This is a genomic window from Saccharothrix longispora (genome assembly GCF_031455225.1).
Classification (GTDB): Bacteria; Actinomycetota; Actinomycetes; order Mycobacteriales; family Pseudonocardiaceae; genus Actinosynnema; species Actinosynnema longispora.
This window is the reverse complement of the sequence record NZ_JAVDSG010000001.1, coordinates 7,935,473-7,950,951: the sequence shown is the minus strand read 5'-3', so window position 1 is coordinate 7,950,951 and position 15,479 is coordinate 7,935,473. Positions and strand designations below refer to the sequence as shown.

Here is a 15,479-nt window from a genome sequence, read left to right as displayed (position 1 = left end):
GTGTCGTACCCGGCCCTCAGTCCCTCGTGAGCTTGCGGTAGGTCACGCGGTGCGGACGAGCCGCGTCCGCACCGAGTCGCTCGATCTTGTTCTTCTCGTACCCCTCGAAGTTGCCCTCGAACCAGTACCAGCTCGCCGGGTTCTCGTCCGTGCCCTCCCACGCGAGGATGTGCGTGGCGACGCGGTCGAGGAACCACCGGTCGTGCGAGATGACCACGGCGCAGCCGGGGAACTGCTCCAGGGCGTTCTCCAGCGACCCGAGGGTCTCGACGTCCAGGTCGTTCGTCGGCTCGTCCAGCAGGATCAGGTTGCCGCCCTCCTTGAGGGTCAGCGCCAGGTTCAGCCGGTTGCGCTCGCCACCGGAGAGCACGCCCGCCGGCTTCTGCTGGTCGGGGCCCTTGAAGCCGAACGCGCTGACGTACGCCCGCGACGGCATCTCGACGCTGCCGACGTGGATGTAGTCGAGACCGTCGGAGACGACCTCCCACACGTTCTTCTTCGGGTCCAACCCGCCGCGGCTCTGGTCGACGTAGGAGAGCTTGACCGTCTCGCCGATCCTGACCTCGCCCGCGTCGGCCTCCTCCAGCCCGACGATGGTCTTGAACAGCGTCGTCTTGCCCACGCCGTTCGGACCGATCACGCCGACGATGCCGTTGCGCGGCAGGCTGAACGACAGGCCGTCGATCAGCACCCGGTCGCCGAAGCCCTTCTTGAGGTTGTTGACCTCGACCACGACGCTGCCCAGGCGCGGGCCCGGCGGGATCTGGATCTCCTCGAAGTCGAGCTTGCGGGTCTTCTCCGCCTCCGCGGCCATCTCCTCGTAGCGGCCGAGGCGGGCCTTGGACTTGGCCTGGCGGGCCTTGGCGCCCGACCGGACCCAGTCCAGCTCGTCCTTCAGCCGCTTCTGGAGCTTCTGGTCCTTCTTGCCCTGGACCGCCAGGCGCTCGGCCTTCTTCTCCAGGTACGTGGAGTAGTTGCCCTCGTAGACGTGGGCACGACCGCGTTCGAGCTCCAGGATCCACTGGGACAGGTTGTCGAGGAAGTACCGGTCGTGGGTGACCGCCAGGACGGCGCCCTGGTACTGCGCGAGGTGCTGCTCCAGCCACAGGACGCTCTCCGCGTCCAGGTGGTTGGTGGGCTCGTCGAGCAGCAGCAGGTCGGGCTTGCTGAGCAGCAGCTTGCACAGCGCCACCCGGCGGCGCTCACCACCGGACAGCACCTTGACGTCGGCGTCGGGCGGCGGGCAGCGGAGGGCGTCCATCGCCTGCTCCAGCTGGGAGTCGAGGTCCCACGCGTCGGCGTGCTCCAACTCCTCCTGGAGCTGGCCCATCTCCTCCATCAGCTCGTCGGAGTAGTCGACGGCCATCTTCTCGGCGATCTCGTTGTAGCGGTCGAGCTTCACCTTGATCTCGCCCAGGCCCTCCTGGACGTTGCCCAGGACGGTCTTGTCCTCGTTGAGCGCCGGCTCCTGCTGGAGGATGCCCACCGAGTAGCCCGGCGACAGGTAGGCCTCGCCGTTGCCCGGGGTGTCCAGGCCGGCCATGATCTTCAGCACGCTCGACTTGCCGGCGCCGTTCGGGCCGACCAAGCCGATCTTCGCACCGGGGTAGAACATGATCGTGACGTCATCAAGGATGACCTTGTCCCCGTGCGCCTTGCGCACCTTCTTCATGGTGTAGATGAACTCGGCCATGCCCGCGATCGTAGAGCGGTGCCGATCGGGCCCTAACCTCGGACGCCGGCAACGACGCGGGGACAACGCAGAGTTAACGCGAACGTGGGTCACCCACACCTGTCACACGGCCCTTCAGCCGCCCAGGCGCGGCCCTGCGACCAGCACGTCCGGTCTAATGCGCGAACTCGTAGCGGTGTCAACCCCCGATGCCTGCGCGCGGATCACGCCCCTGGCGCCGACCCACGACCTCCCTCCTCCACGCTCGCAACGGCGACGACTGCCCGGGCATTCTCCGCCGCGATCGGGTCTTGGGAAGGCTTCGTGGCCCGATTGGTTCAGGACGGCGCTTCGGCCACCTCCTTCGGGCGTGCGGTGTCGCCCGCCCGCACCAGCGCCGACTCACCCTTCCGGACCGCCGCCACCCCGCTCGACCTGCGCGCCTTCGGCAGGGCGGGCGCCTCGGCGGCCACGGGTGCGGGTTCCGGGCGCTCCGGCTCCGGCGCGGCCCGTGCCCCGACGACTTCGGGTGTCCGCCGCGGGCGCGTGGTGATCGACGTGCACAGGGCGAGGTTGGGGCCGACCGAGGTGGCCTCGATGTCGAGGACCTGCCGCGGCGTGCCCTCCCACTCCACCTCCTTGATGGTCATCCGGCCGCTGACCACGACCGGATCACCCTTGTCCAGGGAGGCGTGCACGTTGTCGGCCAGCGCCCGCCAGCACGTGACCGACAGGAACATCTGGTCGCCGTCGACCCAGGCCCGCTGCTCGCCGTCCCAGCGGCGCTCGGCGGTGAACAGCCGGAAGCTCGCCCTGCTGAAGCCGGTGCGGACCTTGCTGTGGGCGATGCCGCTCGCCACGTTGCCGCAGACCGTGACGCGGGATTCGTTGTAGGCCATGTCTCCTCCTCCGAAGTGGTCGGACGAGACCAGGTTGCCGCTGGTGGAGGCGGTGCGACAGGGCGAGTCGGCGAACTGTGGACAACTCGGCGGCCTGTGGACAACTCCGCGGAGGAGGACCCCCAGGCCGCTCTAGTCGTTCTTCCCGGACATCTTGCGCAGCATCGCGTTGTACGCGGCGAGGTCCGCGTCACCGTCCGCGTCCGCCCGCCGGTCCGACCGACGGGCCTCGCGGCCGTCCGACCGGGCCCACTGCACCAGCAGCGCCACCATCACCACGACCAGCGGCACCTCGCCCGCCGCCCACGCGATGCCGCCGCCCAGCCGCTGGTCCTCCAGCAGCGACGGCACCCACGGCAGGGCCAGCGAGCGGTAGAAGTCCTCACCGATCACCGTCTGGGAGCTCATCAGCACGATGCCGAAGAACGCGTGGAACGGCATCGAGGCGAACAGCAGCCCCAGCCGGCCCAGCGGCGGCAGCCTGTTCGGCGACGGGTCGATGCCGATCACCGGCCAGTAGAAGACGTAGCCGACCAGGATGAAGTGGGCGTTCATCGCCAGGTGCGCCCAGTGGTAGTCCAGGGCCGCGTCGAACAGGCCCGAGAAGTACAGGCCGTAGAAGGAGCCCACGAACAGCGCCAACGCCACGAACGGGTTGGTCAGCAGCTTCGCCACCGGCGAGTGCGTCAACGCCAGCAGCCACTCGCGCGGCCCCGGCGGGTTGCCCCTGCCCGCGGTCGGCAGCGCGCGCAGCGCCAGCGTCACCGGACCGCCCAGCACCAGCAGGATCGGCGCCAGCATGGACAGCAGCATGTGCGCTTCCATGTGCACGCTGAACATGGCGGGCGCGTACCGGCCCAGACCCGACGACGTGGCGAACACCACGGTCAGGCAGCCCGCGACCCACGCCACCGTGCGGCCGACCGGCCACGCGTCGCCGCGCTTGCGCAGCCGCAGCACGCCCAGCACGTAGACCGCGGCCAGCGCCAGGAAGACCGTGCCGAAGACCAGGTCGAACCGCCAGTCGAACAGCGTGCGGGCCAGCGTGGGCGAGCCGAACAGGTCGTAGCCGATCTTCAGCTCCACCGAGCTGGGCAGCGCCCTCCCCTCCACCGGCGGGGGCGTGCGGCTCAACGCCGACGCCAGGCCGAGCGTGAGGAACATCAGCAGCACCTCGATGCCCGCGAGCCGCAGCAGCGACCGCCCGGAGCCCGTGGCGACGACCTCCTTCACGCCCTTCTCGCGCTGGAAGTACCCGACGACGCCGAGCACCACCAGCGCCACCGTCTTGCCCAGCACCAGCAGCCCGTAGTCGCTGCCGAACAGCTGGTCCAGGGGCAGCCGCACGTAGGCGTTGACCACGCCGGAGACGGCCATCACGATCCAGCACACCAGGGCGAGCTTCGAGAACCGCGACGTGGCCAGGCCCAGGTGGTCGCCGCCGCGACGGCCGTGCGCGAGCAGCGCGATCAGGCCGCCGACCCACAGCGCCGCCGCGACCAGGTGGTACAGCAGGCTGTTCGTGGCCACGTCGTGCGAGCCGCCGCCCGACGAGTGCCCCGTCACCGCGACCGGCACCAGGGCGAACACCGACAGGAAGAACAGCGCCGACGTCCAGCCCCAGGACAGCACCAGGCGGCAGCCGAGCGCGAGCAGCGCCACCAGGACGGCGGTGATCATCCACGCCTTCGCCTGCTCCACCAGGCCCGCGACCTGGAACAGCACGGACGGCTCCAGCAGCACCGACACGGGCTGGCCCAACGCGTCGGCCACCGTGTACGGCACCGACGCCACCGCGCCCGCCGTCCACGCCAGCGCCGCCCAGCCGGCCGTGCGCAGGGCCGCGTACCCGTCGGCGGCGAGCGTCCCGCTGCCCTGCGGCGGCACGAGGAACGCCGCGAGCAGCAGCGACCCGATCGTCACGACGGCGGCCGACTCGGTCAGCACGCGCACGACGATCAGCCCCGGCCGGTCGTCGCCGGTGACCGCCAGCAGTCCCGCCGCGATCAGCGCGGCGATCGTCGCGCCGACGGCCAGCAGGGGGACCAGGCCGGTGCGCTGGGTTCTGGTGGGCGCTTCAGTGGGCACGACACGAGCCTAGGCGGCCCGGGTGGCACTCGACCAACCACCGGACGTGCGCGGATCACACCCGCTACCGTTGCGCGACGTGACCAGCCCCCGCTCGGCGCCCGCGTTGGCCCTCGCCCTGATCGTGACGGCCGGGTGCAGCTACACCGTCAACGGCGACGCGCTGCCGCAGGTCGACGCCACGACGTCGGTGGCGGGCACCACGACGCCGGCGGGCGGGGGCGGCGCGCCGAGGATCGCCCGGCCGCGCACCGTCGCCGGGGTCGAGCCGTGCTCGCTGCTCAGCGCCGACGACCTCAAGGCCATCGGACCGCTCAAGAAGGAGCCGGCGCGCAAGGACGACGTGATCCAGGAGTCGTGCCAGTACGTCCTGGACGACGGCACGCCCGCCGGCCGCACGGTCGTCGCCGCGCTCTACCAGAAGTACGAGCAGGTGCGGCAGCGGCAGGAGCGGGGACACGAGGTCGTCGTCGAGGGGCACTCCACCTGGGTGTACTGCGACCTGAGCGGCCAGGAGATGACGTGCACGGCGACGCTGGCGGTGAACGCCAACCGCAGCATCCTGGTGGCGATGGCCCAGCCCGGCGGGGTCGACGAGCAGATGATCGCCACCATGCAGCCGCTGCTCAGGGCAGGGTTGAACCGGCTCCCGAACGCGTGAGCTCGCGGTCGCGGGAACGGCGCGCGAGCCACACCACCGGGACGATCAGCGCGATCACGACCGCCACGAACCCCAGCGACACCGACAGGCTGCTCGCGTGCGCGATGCCGCCGACGAGCGGTGGACCGGCCAGGAAACCGGTGTAGGCGACCGTCGTCACCAGGCCGATCTCCCGCTCGCCGCCGGTGCCGTCGGCACGCTTGCCCGCGTCGCCCGCGAGGTCCATGACCACCGGGAACGCGAAGGCGAGGCCCAGGCCCGCGAGCCCGAACCCGGCGAAGCCGGCCGCGGCCTCCGGCACCAGCACGGTCAGCGCGAACCCGGCCGACGCCACGATCGCGCCCGCCGCGAGCAGCCGGTGCGGGCCGAGGCGGCGCTGCGCGGGCTCGCCGAGCAGGCGGGCGGCGGCCATGGCGACCGAGAAGCCCGCGTACCCCGCCGCCGCGGTGGCCTCGTCCAGCCCGCGCTCGGTGACGAAGAACAGGGCCGACCAGTCCGACGCCGCGCCCTCCGCGATCGCCGAGCACAGCGTCACGCCGGCCAGCAGCCACAGCAGCGGGCGCGAGAGCACGGGCCGGTCGCCCGCCGGCCGCGCGGCCGGCTCGCCGGTCGCGCCGGGGACGGCCCTGATCACCCAGGCCACCACGACCGCGCCGACGGCGGCGGCCGTGAGCAGGTGGCGGGTGAGGCCCCAGCCGGCGCTCGCGGCGGCGGCCGCGCCCAGTGACCCGATCAGGCCGCCGACGCTGAACCCCGCGTGGAACTGGGGCATCAGCGGACGGTCCAGGGCGCGGGTGACGGCGACCGCGGCGACGTTCATGCCGACGTCGAGCATCGCGTTGCACGAGCCGAGCACGAACAGGACCAGCCCCAGGTGCAGCGGTGACGTGGCCAGCGTGAGGGAGGGCACGGCGAGCACGGTCACCACCGCGCCGACGACGACCAGGTTCCGCGCGCCGACCCGGGCGCAGGCGCGCGCGGCGAACGGCGCGGTCAGCGCCAGGCCGAGGCTCGCGCCGAGCAGGGCGAGGCCGAGGGTGGCCTCGGTGGCGCCGACCTGCGCGGCGAGGGCGGGCATGCGGGCCGCCCAGGACAAGAACAGCGCCCCGTTGAACAGGAACACCGCGAAGACGGCGAGGCGTGGCGTGGGCATGCGGACAAGTGTCTCTGAAGCGCTTCAGAACTTCCACTCGATTACCTGGCTACGCTCAGCGCGTGGACCGCCCTCGGAAGCCGACGCTCGACACGGTGGCCGGCGTGGTCGGCGTGTCGCGGGCGACCGTGTCCAACGCCTACAACCGGCCCGACCAGCTGTCGGCAGCGTTGCGCGAGCGCATCATGGAGACCGCGGCCACCCTCGGCTACGCGGGCCCCGACCCGGTGGCGCGCAGCCTCGCGACCCGGCACAGCGCCGCCGTCGGCTTCATGCTCGGCCAGGAGCTGTCCGCCTCGTTCTCCGATCCGGCGCTGTCGGTCGTGCTCGACGGCCTGGCCTCGACCGTGGACGGCCACGACCACACGTTGGTGTTGATGCCCGGCCGCGACCGCGGCGGTCCGCGCCGGGAGACCGTGGCCCGCGCCCAGGCCGACGTCGTGGTGGCCTACTCCCTGCCCTCCGACGCGCCCGCGTTCGACGCCGTGCGCGCCCGGGGGCTGCCGCTGGTCGTCATCGACCAGCCCGTCCTCGACGGCACGGCGCGGGTCGAGGTCGACGACGCCGGCGGCGCGCGGCTGGCCGCGTCGTCCCTGCGGTCGCTCGGGCACCGGCACGTCGGCGTGGTCACGTTCGCCCTGCACCCCGACGGCCACAGCGGCCCCGTGACGCCGGAGCGCGCGGCGACGTCGCCGTTCCGCGTCACCACGGAGCGGCTGCACGGCTACCTCGACGTCGTCGGGCACGGCGCGCCGGTGTGGGAGTGCGCCCGCAGCAGCCGCGAACTCGGCCGGCAGGGGGCGCGCGAACTGCTCTCGTCGCCGACCCGGCCGACCGCGCTGCTGTGCATGTCGGACGAACTCGCGTTCGGCGCCCTCCAGGCCGTGCGCGACCTGGGCCTGCGCGTGCCCGACGACGTGTCGGTGATCGGCTTCGACGACGTCCCCGCGGCAGAGCACGCCGACCCGCCGTTGACCACGGTGCGTCAACCCCTGGCCGAGAAGGGCCGCCGGGCGGGTGAACTGGCGCTCCGCTTGCTCGACGGGGGCAGACCGGACGAGCCGACGAGACTCGGTGTTTCACTCGTCCAGCGGGCTTCCACAGCCTTCAAACCGTGATCTAAGTCACTTTACACCCATCTTGATCACGCTTCCGGCGCCTGGACGGAAACACCGGACGTCTTCCGGACGATGTGTCCGGTGGGGCGGCTACGCTGCTACACCGCGTGGTCACCAGCCCCTCAAGCCTCCGTAGCTCAGTGGAGAGAGCGAGGGACTTCTAATCCCGAGGTCGCAGGTTCGAATCCTGCCGGGGGCGCGCAAGCGCTGTTGATGGCGGTGGGGCCGGTCTCCGGTCAGGATCGGCCCACACACGCCCGGTCCGGTCCACCCCTGCGCGGCGGCGCGGTCTCCCCCGCCGCCTGTCACCTCCCGCCTGTCAACTCCCGTCGGACGCTCGGTTCGGCAAGACGATGCGAGTGCTCCCTTTTGGCTTTCGCGACGCCCCTGGGTGCGCGAAAGGTCGTGGGGCAGGTCTCGTCCGCTGGGGAGGACTCAGGATGATCGTGCTCGCCGCACCACCCACGCCCATCGCCGCGCACCCGATGCTCGTCTTCCTGCTCCAGCTGACCGTGCTGCTGGGCGTCGCCTTCGCCCTGGGCAAGCTCGCGGCCCGGTTCAACATGCCCGCGGTGGTGGGTGAGCTGGCCGCGGGCGTGATCCTCGGGCCCTCCCTGCTGGCGCACGCCATCCCCCCGCTGTCGAACTGGCTGTTCCCGTCCGACGCCGCGCAGATCCACCTGCTGGACGCGGTGGGGCAGCTCGGGGTGCTGATGCTGGTCGGCTTCACCGGCATGCACGTCGACATGGGGTTGGTGCGCCGCAAGGGGCGCACCGCGGCTTGGGTCAGCGCCGGCGGGCTGTTCATCCCGCTCGGGCTGGGCGTCGCGGTGGGCATGGTGCTGCCCGGGTCCCTCGTCGCCGAGGGCGGCGAGCGACTGGTGTTCGCGCTGTTCCTCGGCGTCGCGATGTGCGTCAGCGCCATCCCGGTCATCGCCAAGACGCTGCTGGAGATGAAGCTGCTGCACCGCAACATCGGGCAGCTCACCATCAGCGCCGCCGCGGTGGACGACGTCGTCGGCTGGTCGCTGCTGTCGGTCGTGTCGGCCATGGCCACCACCGGCATGCGGGCCGGGCACGTCGCGCTGACCATCGGCAGCCTCGTCGGCGTGCTCGCGGTCGCCCTGCTGCTGGGGCGCCCCGTGGTGAAGTTCGGCCTCACCCGGGCCAACAGGTCCAGCGACCCGGCCGTGACGGTCGCGGTGGTGGCGCTGCTGCTGTTCGCCTCGGCGGCGGGCACGCACGCCCTCGGCCTGGAGCCGATCCTGGGGACGTTCGTGATGGGCGTGCTGCTGAGCAGTTCCGGGTTGCTGGACCGGCAGAAGATCGCGCCGCTGCGGACGTTCGTGATGGGCGTGCTGGCGCCGATCTTCTTCGCCACCGCCGGCCTGCGGATGGACCTGACGGAGCTGGCCAAGCCCCCGGTCCTGCTGGCCGCGGTGGTGGTGCTGGTCATCGCGATCCTCGGCAAGTTCGTCGGGGCCTACCTGGGCGCGCGGTTGAGCCGGCTCAGCCACTGGGAGGGCCTGGCGCTCGGGGCGGGGTTGAACGCCCGCGGCGTCATCGAGGTCGTCGTGGCGATGGTGGGCCTGCGGTTGGGGGTGCTGACCACCGCCGGGTACACGATCGTCGTGCTGGTCGCCGTGGTCACGTCGCTGATGGCGCCGCCGATGCTGCGGTACGCGGTGCGCCGGATCGAGGTCACCGAGGAGGAGCGGGTGCGGGAGCGGCTGTTCGACGGGGAGAAGGCCGCGAGCTAGTCCGCGCGGTGCGGGCCGGCCGGTGGTCGGCCCGCACCGGGTCACCGGGGCGGGTTCGAGCGGCACACCGGGGTGCGGCAGCCCCACGTCGGCGCGTCGGCGCCGACCGTGACCAGGGCCGCGTGGGCGAGGAAGCGGTCGCGCTTGGCGCGCTCGTCGAGGTGCTCGCAGTCGCACGGCTCGTCGTGGACGGGGCGTTCGTCGTGGGCCAGGCCCATGTAGCCCGGTGGCACGCCGAGCGCTTCGGCGATGCCGGCCAGGGCGTCGTAGGACTCGACCCGGGCGCCCGCCAGGACGTCGTCCACCTCGCGCGGCGACTGGCCGGTCAGGGTGGCGAGCCGGTGGCGCGTGACGCCGTGGCGCAGCAGCAGCCGGTAGACGGCGTCCATGCGGCGCAGGGCCAGCGCGGTGCGCATCTCGGGCTGCTCCCACACGTCCGGCAGGTCGGCCGCGGGGCGCAGCGGCCGGACGGCCCGCTCGTGCACGGCGCCGCCCGGCGCGGTGGTGGCGAGCCACAGGTCCCACGCCCACTTCGGGTCCGGGTGGTCGACCCGCCCGGCCGGTTCGGCGCACTCGGTCAGGGCGACGCCGCGCACGGCGTCGCGGAACGCGTAGGGTCGCGCGGCCGTGCCGGGGACCGCGCAGGCGGAACGCGTCAGGATCGCGGCGACCGCCTCGGCGGGCGGGCCGTTGCGCCAGTACAGCTCCAGGGCGTCGCCGACGACCACGCCGTCCAGCCACGCCGCGCCGCGCCACAGCGGGAGCCTGCGCAGGACGCCGCTCATCACGGCGGTGGGCGACGGGGTGCGCCGGTCGGGTCCGGTGTCGGGTGACCGGGTGGGCAGGCCCGCCTCGACGGCCTGTCGCCAGCGCTTCCGCGTGACGCCGAGCAGGCGCAGCCCGCCGTCGGGGCCGCGCAGGTCGAGGTGGTCGCGGCCGGGGTGGGCGCGCACGCCGGGGACGCCGCGCAGCCGGTCGCCGGACAACACCGGCAGCACCTCGGCGAGCAGGTGGTCGAGCGCGGTGTCGTGCACGCGCAGGCCGACCGTGCCGGCGTCCAGCCGGACCCGGTCGACCATGGCCGTCGGGCGCAGCGGGTGGCCGCGCCGCCGCATGCGGGCCATGGCGCGGACCACCGCCTGGAGCATCCCGGCCTCGAACCGCTGCTGACCCGGACCGGCGACGGGCACGAGCGGGCCCGGGTCGTCGCCGCCGCACTGTCTGCGGACCTCGTTGGGCGTCTCGCCGGTGCACCGGCAGCGCTTGCGCAGATCGGAGCTTGTCAGCACGAGGGACCTCCGGCCGCCGCCCGGTCGGCGCCACCGCGGTCCGGGCACGCCGGATCGCGGGAGTCGGTGGGGATGCGGGCACGCCGCCGTCGGACGCGCTCTGGAGGCACCCGCTCCAACCGGGTCAGGAGGAGCCTCGGTGGCAGCCGCACCTGCCAGGTCACGAAACTACGACATCGACAGGTCGGCGGGCTGTTCGATCACTCGAAGGTGGGAACCGGGCCGTTGGTCCGGCGTTTGACGCCCACGGCGGCCAGGCCGGCGACGCGCTCGGGGTGCTCGCCGACGTCCTCCGGTGACGCGGGCCGCCACAGGGGCAGGTGCACCACGCCCGGTTCGACCAGGTCGAAGCCGGTGAACAGCTCCTCGACCTCGGTCTTGGTGCGCATGGTCATGGGGGTGGCGGTGCGGCGGCGGTACAGGTCGGTGTGCTCGTCGGCCTGCCGGTCCTGCCCGTCGTGGGTGGCGTGCGACACGACCAGCAGGCTGCCCGGCGGCACGGCGTCGCGGTAGGCGGCGACGACCCCGGTCGCGTCGCCGGGCACGAAGTGCAGCACCGCGACCATCATCACGACGACCGGGCGGGAGAGGTCGAGCAGGTCGCGCACCTGCGGGGAGGACAGCACGTCGGCGGGTCGCCGCAGGTCCTCGTGGACGACGGCGGTCTGCCGGTCGTCGCCGAGGATGGTGCGGCTGTAGGTGACCGCGATCGGGTCGTTGTCGACGTAGACGACCCGCGCTCCCGGGTCGGCGGCGCGGGCGATCTCGTGCACGTTGCCCGCGGTGGGGATGCCGGAGCCGAGGTCGAGGAACTGGGTCGCGCCGCGCTCGACGCAGTGCTGCACCGCCCGCCGCAGGAAGGCCCGGTTCGCCTGCATGATCAGCGGCAGCTCGGGCCACATGCGGATGGCCTGCTCGGCCATCTCGCGGTCGACCGCGAAGTTGTGCGCGCCGCCGAGGTAGTAGTCGTAGACGCGGGCGGCGCTGGGCTTGGTCAGGTCGATGTCCGGTCGCTCGGGCACGCTCGGCTCCCTTCCCCGGCCGCAGCTTAGGCCGTGGGCCCGACCGCGATCCGCGGGGTGGTGGGCCGACCTGCGCTGGGGGCTTGCACCTGTCCGCCCAGGGGTCGAAGTCGTCCGTCCGCGTCACCTGGTCGGGCCTCCGGGCGCTGCACGACCGGTCGACGCCGACCTGGAGCGCGCTCTCCGGTGCGGGTCCCGCCTGGGGATGTCGGAGTTCGACGCGCCGTCCGCCCCGGCCGGGCGCCGGGGGCAACCGGAGTTCGGCGAGCCGGGCCACCACCCGTTTGGAGCAGTCGAGGCTGACCGGGCGCGTGGGGTGCGGGACCGCGTCCCCGTTGCACGAGGAGGCCTCGGCCGCGACCTTCGCCGAGGTCGCGGGGGTCCGGGGGTAGCCCGTTCGCAGGCCGTTTTCGTCGGACCCCGCCGGTAGAATCGAACACGAGTTCGACCGTGCGAGGGGAGCCTGTCGTGGAGCCGATCAGCGTGACCGCACTGTCCTTCACCGAGTACGCCATGAGCGGCCAGCGGGGCCGGATCAGCATCGTGTCCGACCAGCGGCGCATCTACCTGTCCTCGGAGCAGTGGGTGGCCGGGTTCTACAACCCCGTGCGCGACGCGATGCGGCGCGCGGCCAACTCGCCCGACCCGGCCGCGGAGCTGGAGAAGGCGGTGGTGGCGGCGCACGAGCACGGCCGGTCCGGCCAGGCGCGGGCGTTCGAGGAGGTGCGGGAGGGGTTCGTGCCGTGGCTGCGCTCGACCCGGGCGACGGGCGTGCCGACGGGCGCGGCGCGGTGGCAGGCGGGCGACCTGGTGCTGCGGGTCCGGCCGCACCTGGGGCTGATCGCGCCGGACGGGTCGCGGGCCGCGGTGATGGTGTACGTCAAGGAGGCGCCGCTGACGCAGGAGGCGGCGAACGTGGCGCTGCGGGTGATGCAGCAGACGATCGCGGACGTGCTGCCCGGCGCGACGCCGCTGGTGCTGGACGCGCGGCGCGGGCGGGCGTTCCGGATGTCGCGGCGGACGAACCTGGCGAAGCTGGACGCGTTGATCGCGGCCGAGGCCGCCGGGTACGTGGTGCACTGGCGGATGAGCGCCTGAGGCCGCCCCGCCCCGGGCAGGCCTGCCCGGGGCGGGGGTCGGCGGGCAGGTCGTCAGCGGGCGAGGGCCGCCCGGTCGTGGGGGAAGGTGCCGCCCACGACGGTGGCGAGGACGTCGATGTCGGCGATCCGGGCCGGGTCGCACGTCAGCGGGTCGTCGGCGAGCACGACCAGGTCGGCGAGCTTGCCCGGCGTGATCGTGCCCAGGCGGTCCTCGACCCGGCACGCGCGGGCGGCGCCCGTGGTGTAGGCGGCGACGGCTTCGCGGGCGGTGACGGCCTCGTCCGGGCCCACCGGGAGGCCGCTGCCGGACAGGCGTTCGACCATGAACTGGATGGCGCGCAGCGGGGCCCCGTCGGCCACCGGGCGGTCCGAGCTGCCGGCGACGGTGATGCCGCGGTCGAGGAAGGTGCGGCCGCGGTACATCCACGGGGCCCGCTCGGGGCCCATGACGCGTGAGTAGTCGTCGCCGTAGGTGTGCAGGAAGGTCGGCTGGATCACCGGGATCACCCGCAGGTCGGCGATGCGGTCGAGCTGCTCCGGGCGCACCAGGCCGCAGTGCTCGATGCGGTGGCGGGCATCGGGGCGGGGGTGGGCGGCCTGGGCGTCCGCCAGGGCGTCGAGGGCGAAGTCGACGGCCCGGTCGCCGATGGCGTGCACGGCGAGCTGCCACCCGGCGGTGTGGCCGTCGAGGATCGCCGCGCGCATCAGGTCGGGGTCGTCCTGGAGCTGACCGGCGGTGTCCATGCCCTCGTACGGCCAGGTGAGGGCGGCGGTGCGGGCGATCATGCCGCCGTCGGTCCACAGCTTGAGCGGGCCGATGGACAGCCAGTCGCCGCCGAACCCGGTGCGCAGGCCGAGCGGCACGGCGCGGCGAACACCGTCGTCGGCGTGCGCGGCGACCGGTTCGAGGCGGTCGGCGGACACCATCAGCTGGACCCGGATCGGCAGCGCGGCCCGCTGGTACGCCTCGACCTCCAGCGGACTGCTGCCGATCAGGCCGCCGCCGACGCCCGCCTCGGCGGCGAGCACGACGCCCTCGCGGGCGCACTGGCGTGCGCCGAGCTCGACGTCGGCGGCGATGTCGTCCAGCGAGTAGGGCAGCCGCAACGCGCGCACGGCGGTCTGCGCGCCCTCCGCGAGGAACCCGGTGGGCGCGCCGTCGTCGCCGCGCGGGGCGTCCCGCAGCACGTGGCCGGGCAGCACGTGCAGGACGTCGGAGCTGACGACGCACGCGTGGCCGGACAGGTCCTGCACGTAGACCCGCGTCCCGACCCGGTCGAGGTCGCGCGAGGTGAGCGGGCGGTCGAGCGCGCGGTGGTCGTAGCCCGCGACCTCCAGCCAGTCCGACGACCGGGTGGCGACCCGCAGCAGGTCGACGACCTGCGCGACGGTCCGGCACGCGAAGATGTCGAGGGTGCGCGACGCCCGGCCGGCCCACGCGAGGTGGTTGTGGGCGTCGATGAAGCCGGGCAGCACGGTGGCGCCGCCGAGGTCGACCACGCGCCGGGCGGGCAGGTCCGCGACGTCGTCGTCCAACCCCGCGATCCGACCCGCCCACACGCCGATCACGGATGCCACCGGGTGGGCCGGGTCCATGGTCACGACCCGTCCGCGCACGAACTTCAGGTCCAGGATCACCCGCTGAGGCTAGCCCACGTCAAGTTAGGTTAGGGTTGGATAACTTAGGCGATACTAAGGAGAAACCCATGCGGGTCGTCATGTTCGGCTACCAGACCTGGGGCCACCGGACGCTCCAGGCGCTGCTGGACTCCGAGCACGAGGTGGTCGCGGTGGTCACCCACCCGAAGAGCGACCACGCCTACGAGCGCATCTGGAGCGACTCCGTCGCCGACCTCGCCGCCGAGCACGGCGTGGAGACGATCGTCCGCAACCGCCCGGACGACGACGAGCTGTTCCAGCGCCTCAAGGAGATCGCGCCGGACGTCATCGTCGCCACGAACTGGCGCACCTGGATCCCCCCGCACATCTTCACCCTCCCGAAGCACGGCACGCTGAACGTGCACGACTCGCTGCTGCCCGCCTACGCGGGTTTCTCGCCGCTGATCTGGGCCCTGATCAACGACGAGAAGGAGGTCGGCGTCACCGCGCACATGATGGACGAGACGCTGGACGCCGGCGACATCGTCCTCCAGCGGTCGGTGCCCGTCGGCCCCCGCGACACGACGGCGGACCTGTTCCACAAGACGCTGGAGCTGTTCGGGCCGATCACCGTGGACGGCCTGGCCGAGATCGCCGGGGGCCGCACGGAGTTCCGGAAGCAGGACCGCTCCAAGGCGAGCTTCTTCCACAAGCGCGCCGAGGAGGACCTGCGCATCGACTTCACGTGGGAGGCCGACGAGCTGGACCGGCTCGTGCGGGCCCAGTGCGCGCCGTACCCGAGCGCGTTCTGCTTCCACAAGGGCGAGCGGCTGGAGATCGTGGAGGCCGAGGTGTCGACGGAGTGCTACGGCGGCACCCCCGGTCGCATCTTCTACCGCGAGGGCGACGGCGTGGCGATCGTGGCGGGCGCCCTCGCGCGGCGCGGGAAGAACCGCGCGCTGCTGGTGAAGAAGGTCCGCACCGAGGACGGCCGCGAGCTGGGCGCGACGGAGTACTTCACGACGATGGGCGGCTACCTGACGAGCCGTCCCTGAAGCCGGGCCCGCCCTGTCGAACAGCCGTCGAACGCGCCCAGCGGCCCGCGGTTGTCACGAACG

12 protein-coding genes and 1 tRNA gene are annotated in these 15,479 nt (G+C 73.0%); 6 read left to right on the top strand and 7 right to left on the bottom strand.

The annotated features are described in order from the left end of the window. Positions 1 to 16: 16 nt before the first annotated feature. The 3 genes from ettA to J2S66_RS34905 form a co-directional block, all read right to left on the bottom strand. The gene (gene ettA, locus J2S66_RS34915; protein WP_310313454.1) at positions 17 to 1,693 is read right to left on the bottom strand and encodes an energy-dependent translational throttle protein EttA; all 1,677 of its coding nucleotides are present in this window, start codon (positions 1,691 to 1,693) and stop codon (positions 17 to 19) included. Between the two features lie 317 nt (positions 1,694 to 2,010). After that, positions 2,011 to 2,571, bottom strand: coding sequence for a single-stranded DNA-binding protein (locus tag J2S66_RS34910; RefSeq protein ID WP_310313450.1), 561 nt, complete (start codon positions 2,569 to 2,571; stop codon positions 2,011 to 2,013). 132 nt (positions 2,572 to 2,703) lie between these two features. Beyond that, positions 2,704 to 4,659 carry a bifunctional copper resistance protein CopD/cytochrome c oxidase assembly protein gene (locus tag J2S66_RS34905; RefSeq protein WP_310313447.1) on the bottom strand — a complete coding sequence of 652 codons (1,956 nt, stop codon included), beginning with the start codon at positions 4,657 to 4,659 and terminating at the stop codon, positions 2,704 to 2,706. Positions 4,660 to 4,738: 79 nt separating this feature from the next. On the opposite strand from J2S66_RS34905, the gene J2S66_RS34900 reads away from it, so the two are divergent. Continuing rightward, the gene (locus J2S66_RS34900; RefSeq protein ID WP_310313444.1) at positions 4,739 to 5,320 is read left to right on the top strand and encodes a DUF3558 family protein; all 582 of its coding nucleotides are present in this window, start codon (positions 4,739 to 4,741) and stop codon (positions 5,318 to 5,320) included. Here the strand turns inward: J2S66_RS34900 and J2S66_RS34895 are convergent. Next, a complete protein-coding gene (locus J2S66_RS34895; protein WP_310313441.1) occupies positions 5,286 to 6,473 on the bottom strand; it encodes an MFS transporter in 1,188 nt (395 codons plus the stop codon). The genes J2S66_RS34900 and J2S66_RS34895 overlap by 35 nt on opposite strands. Positions 6,474 to 6,535: 62 nt before the next feature. Here J2S66_RS34895 and J2S66_RS34890 point away from each other — a divergent pair, with 62 nt between their 5' ends. From J2S66_RS34890 to J2S66_RS34880, 3 genes are all read left to right on the top strand, one after another. Further along, the gene (locus J2S66_RS34890) at positions 6,536 to 7,591 is read left to right on the top strand and encodes a LacI family DNA-binding transcriptional regulator (protein WP_310313437.1); all 1,056 of its coding nucleotides are present in this window, start codon (positions 6,536 to 6,538) and stop codon (positions 7,589 to 7,591) included. 126 nt (positions 7,592 to 7,717) lie between these two features. Next, positions 7,718 to 7,790, top strand: a tRNA-Arg gene (locus J2S66_RS34885). A gap of 241 nt (positions 7,791 to 8,031) precedes the next feature. Beyond that, positions 8,032 to 9,351: a cation:proton antiporter gene (locus J2S66_RS34880; RefSeq protein WP_310313435.1), complete on the top strand. Its 1,320-nt coding sequence runs from the start codon at positions 8,032 to 8,034 to the stop codon at positions 9,349 to 9,351. 41 nt (positions 9,352 to 9,392) lie between these two features. Here J2S66_RS34880 and J2S66_RS34875 read toward each other — a convergent pair whose 3' ends face one another. Together J2S66_RS34875 and J2S66_RS34870 are read right to left on the bottom strand one after the other, a co-directional pair. Then, positions 9,393 to 10,640 (bottom strand): helix-turn-helix domain-containing protein, encoded by a 1,248-nt coding sequence (locus J2S66_RS34875; protein ID WP_310313430.1) that lies wholly within the window; start codon positions 10,638 to 10,640, stop codon positions 9,393 to 9,395. A 200-nt stretch (positions 10,641 to 10,840) separates the two neighbouring features. Further along, the gene (locus tag J2S66_RS34870) at positions 10,841 to 11,662 is read right to left on the bottom strand and encodes an SAM-dependent methyltransferase (protein ID WP_310313428.1); all 822 of its coding nucleotides are present in this window, start codon (positions 11,660 to 11,662) and stop codon (positions 10,841 to 10,843) included. Between the two features lie 468 nt (positions 11,663 to 12,130). Between J2S66_RS34870 and J2S66_RS34865 the strand changes: the two genes are divergently transcribed. Next, entirely contained in the window at positions 12,131 to 12,760 is a 630-nt protein-coding gene (locus J2S66_RS34865; RefSeq protein WP_310313424.1) for a hypothetical protein, read from the top strand. Between the two features lie 53 nt (positions 12,761 to 12,813). Here J2S66_RS34865 and J2S66_RS34860 read toward each other — a convergent pair whose 3' ends face one another. Then, a complete protein-coding gene (locus J2S66_RS34860) occupies positions 12,814 to 14,400 on the bottom strand; it encodes an amidohydrolase (RefSeq protein WP_310313422.1) in 1,587 nt (528 codons plus the stop codon). Positions 14,401 to 14,468: 68 nt separating this feature from the next. On the opposite strand from J2S66_RS34860, the gene J2S66_RS34855 reads away from it, so the two are divergent. Continuing rightward, positions 14,469 to 15,416: a methionyl-tRNA formyltransferase gene (locus J2S66_RS34855; protein ID WP_310313419.1), complete on the top strand. Its 948-nt coding sequence runs from the start codon at positions 14,469 to 14,471 to the stop codon at positions 15,414 to 15,416. Positions 15,417 to 15,479 lie beyond the last annotated feature (63 nt).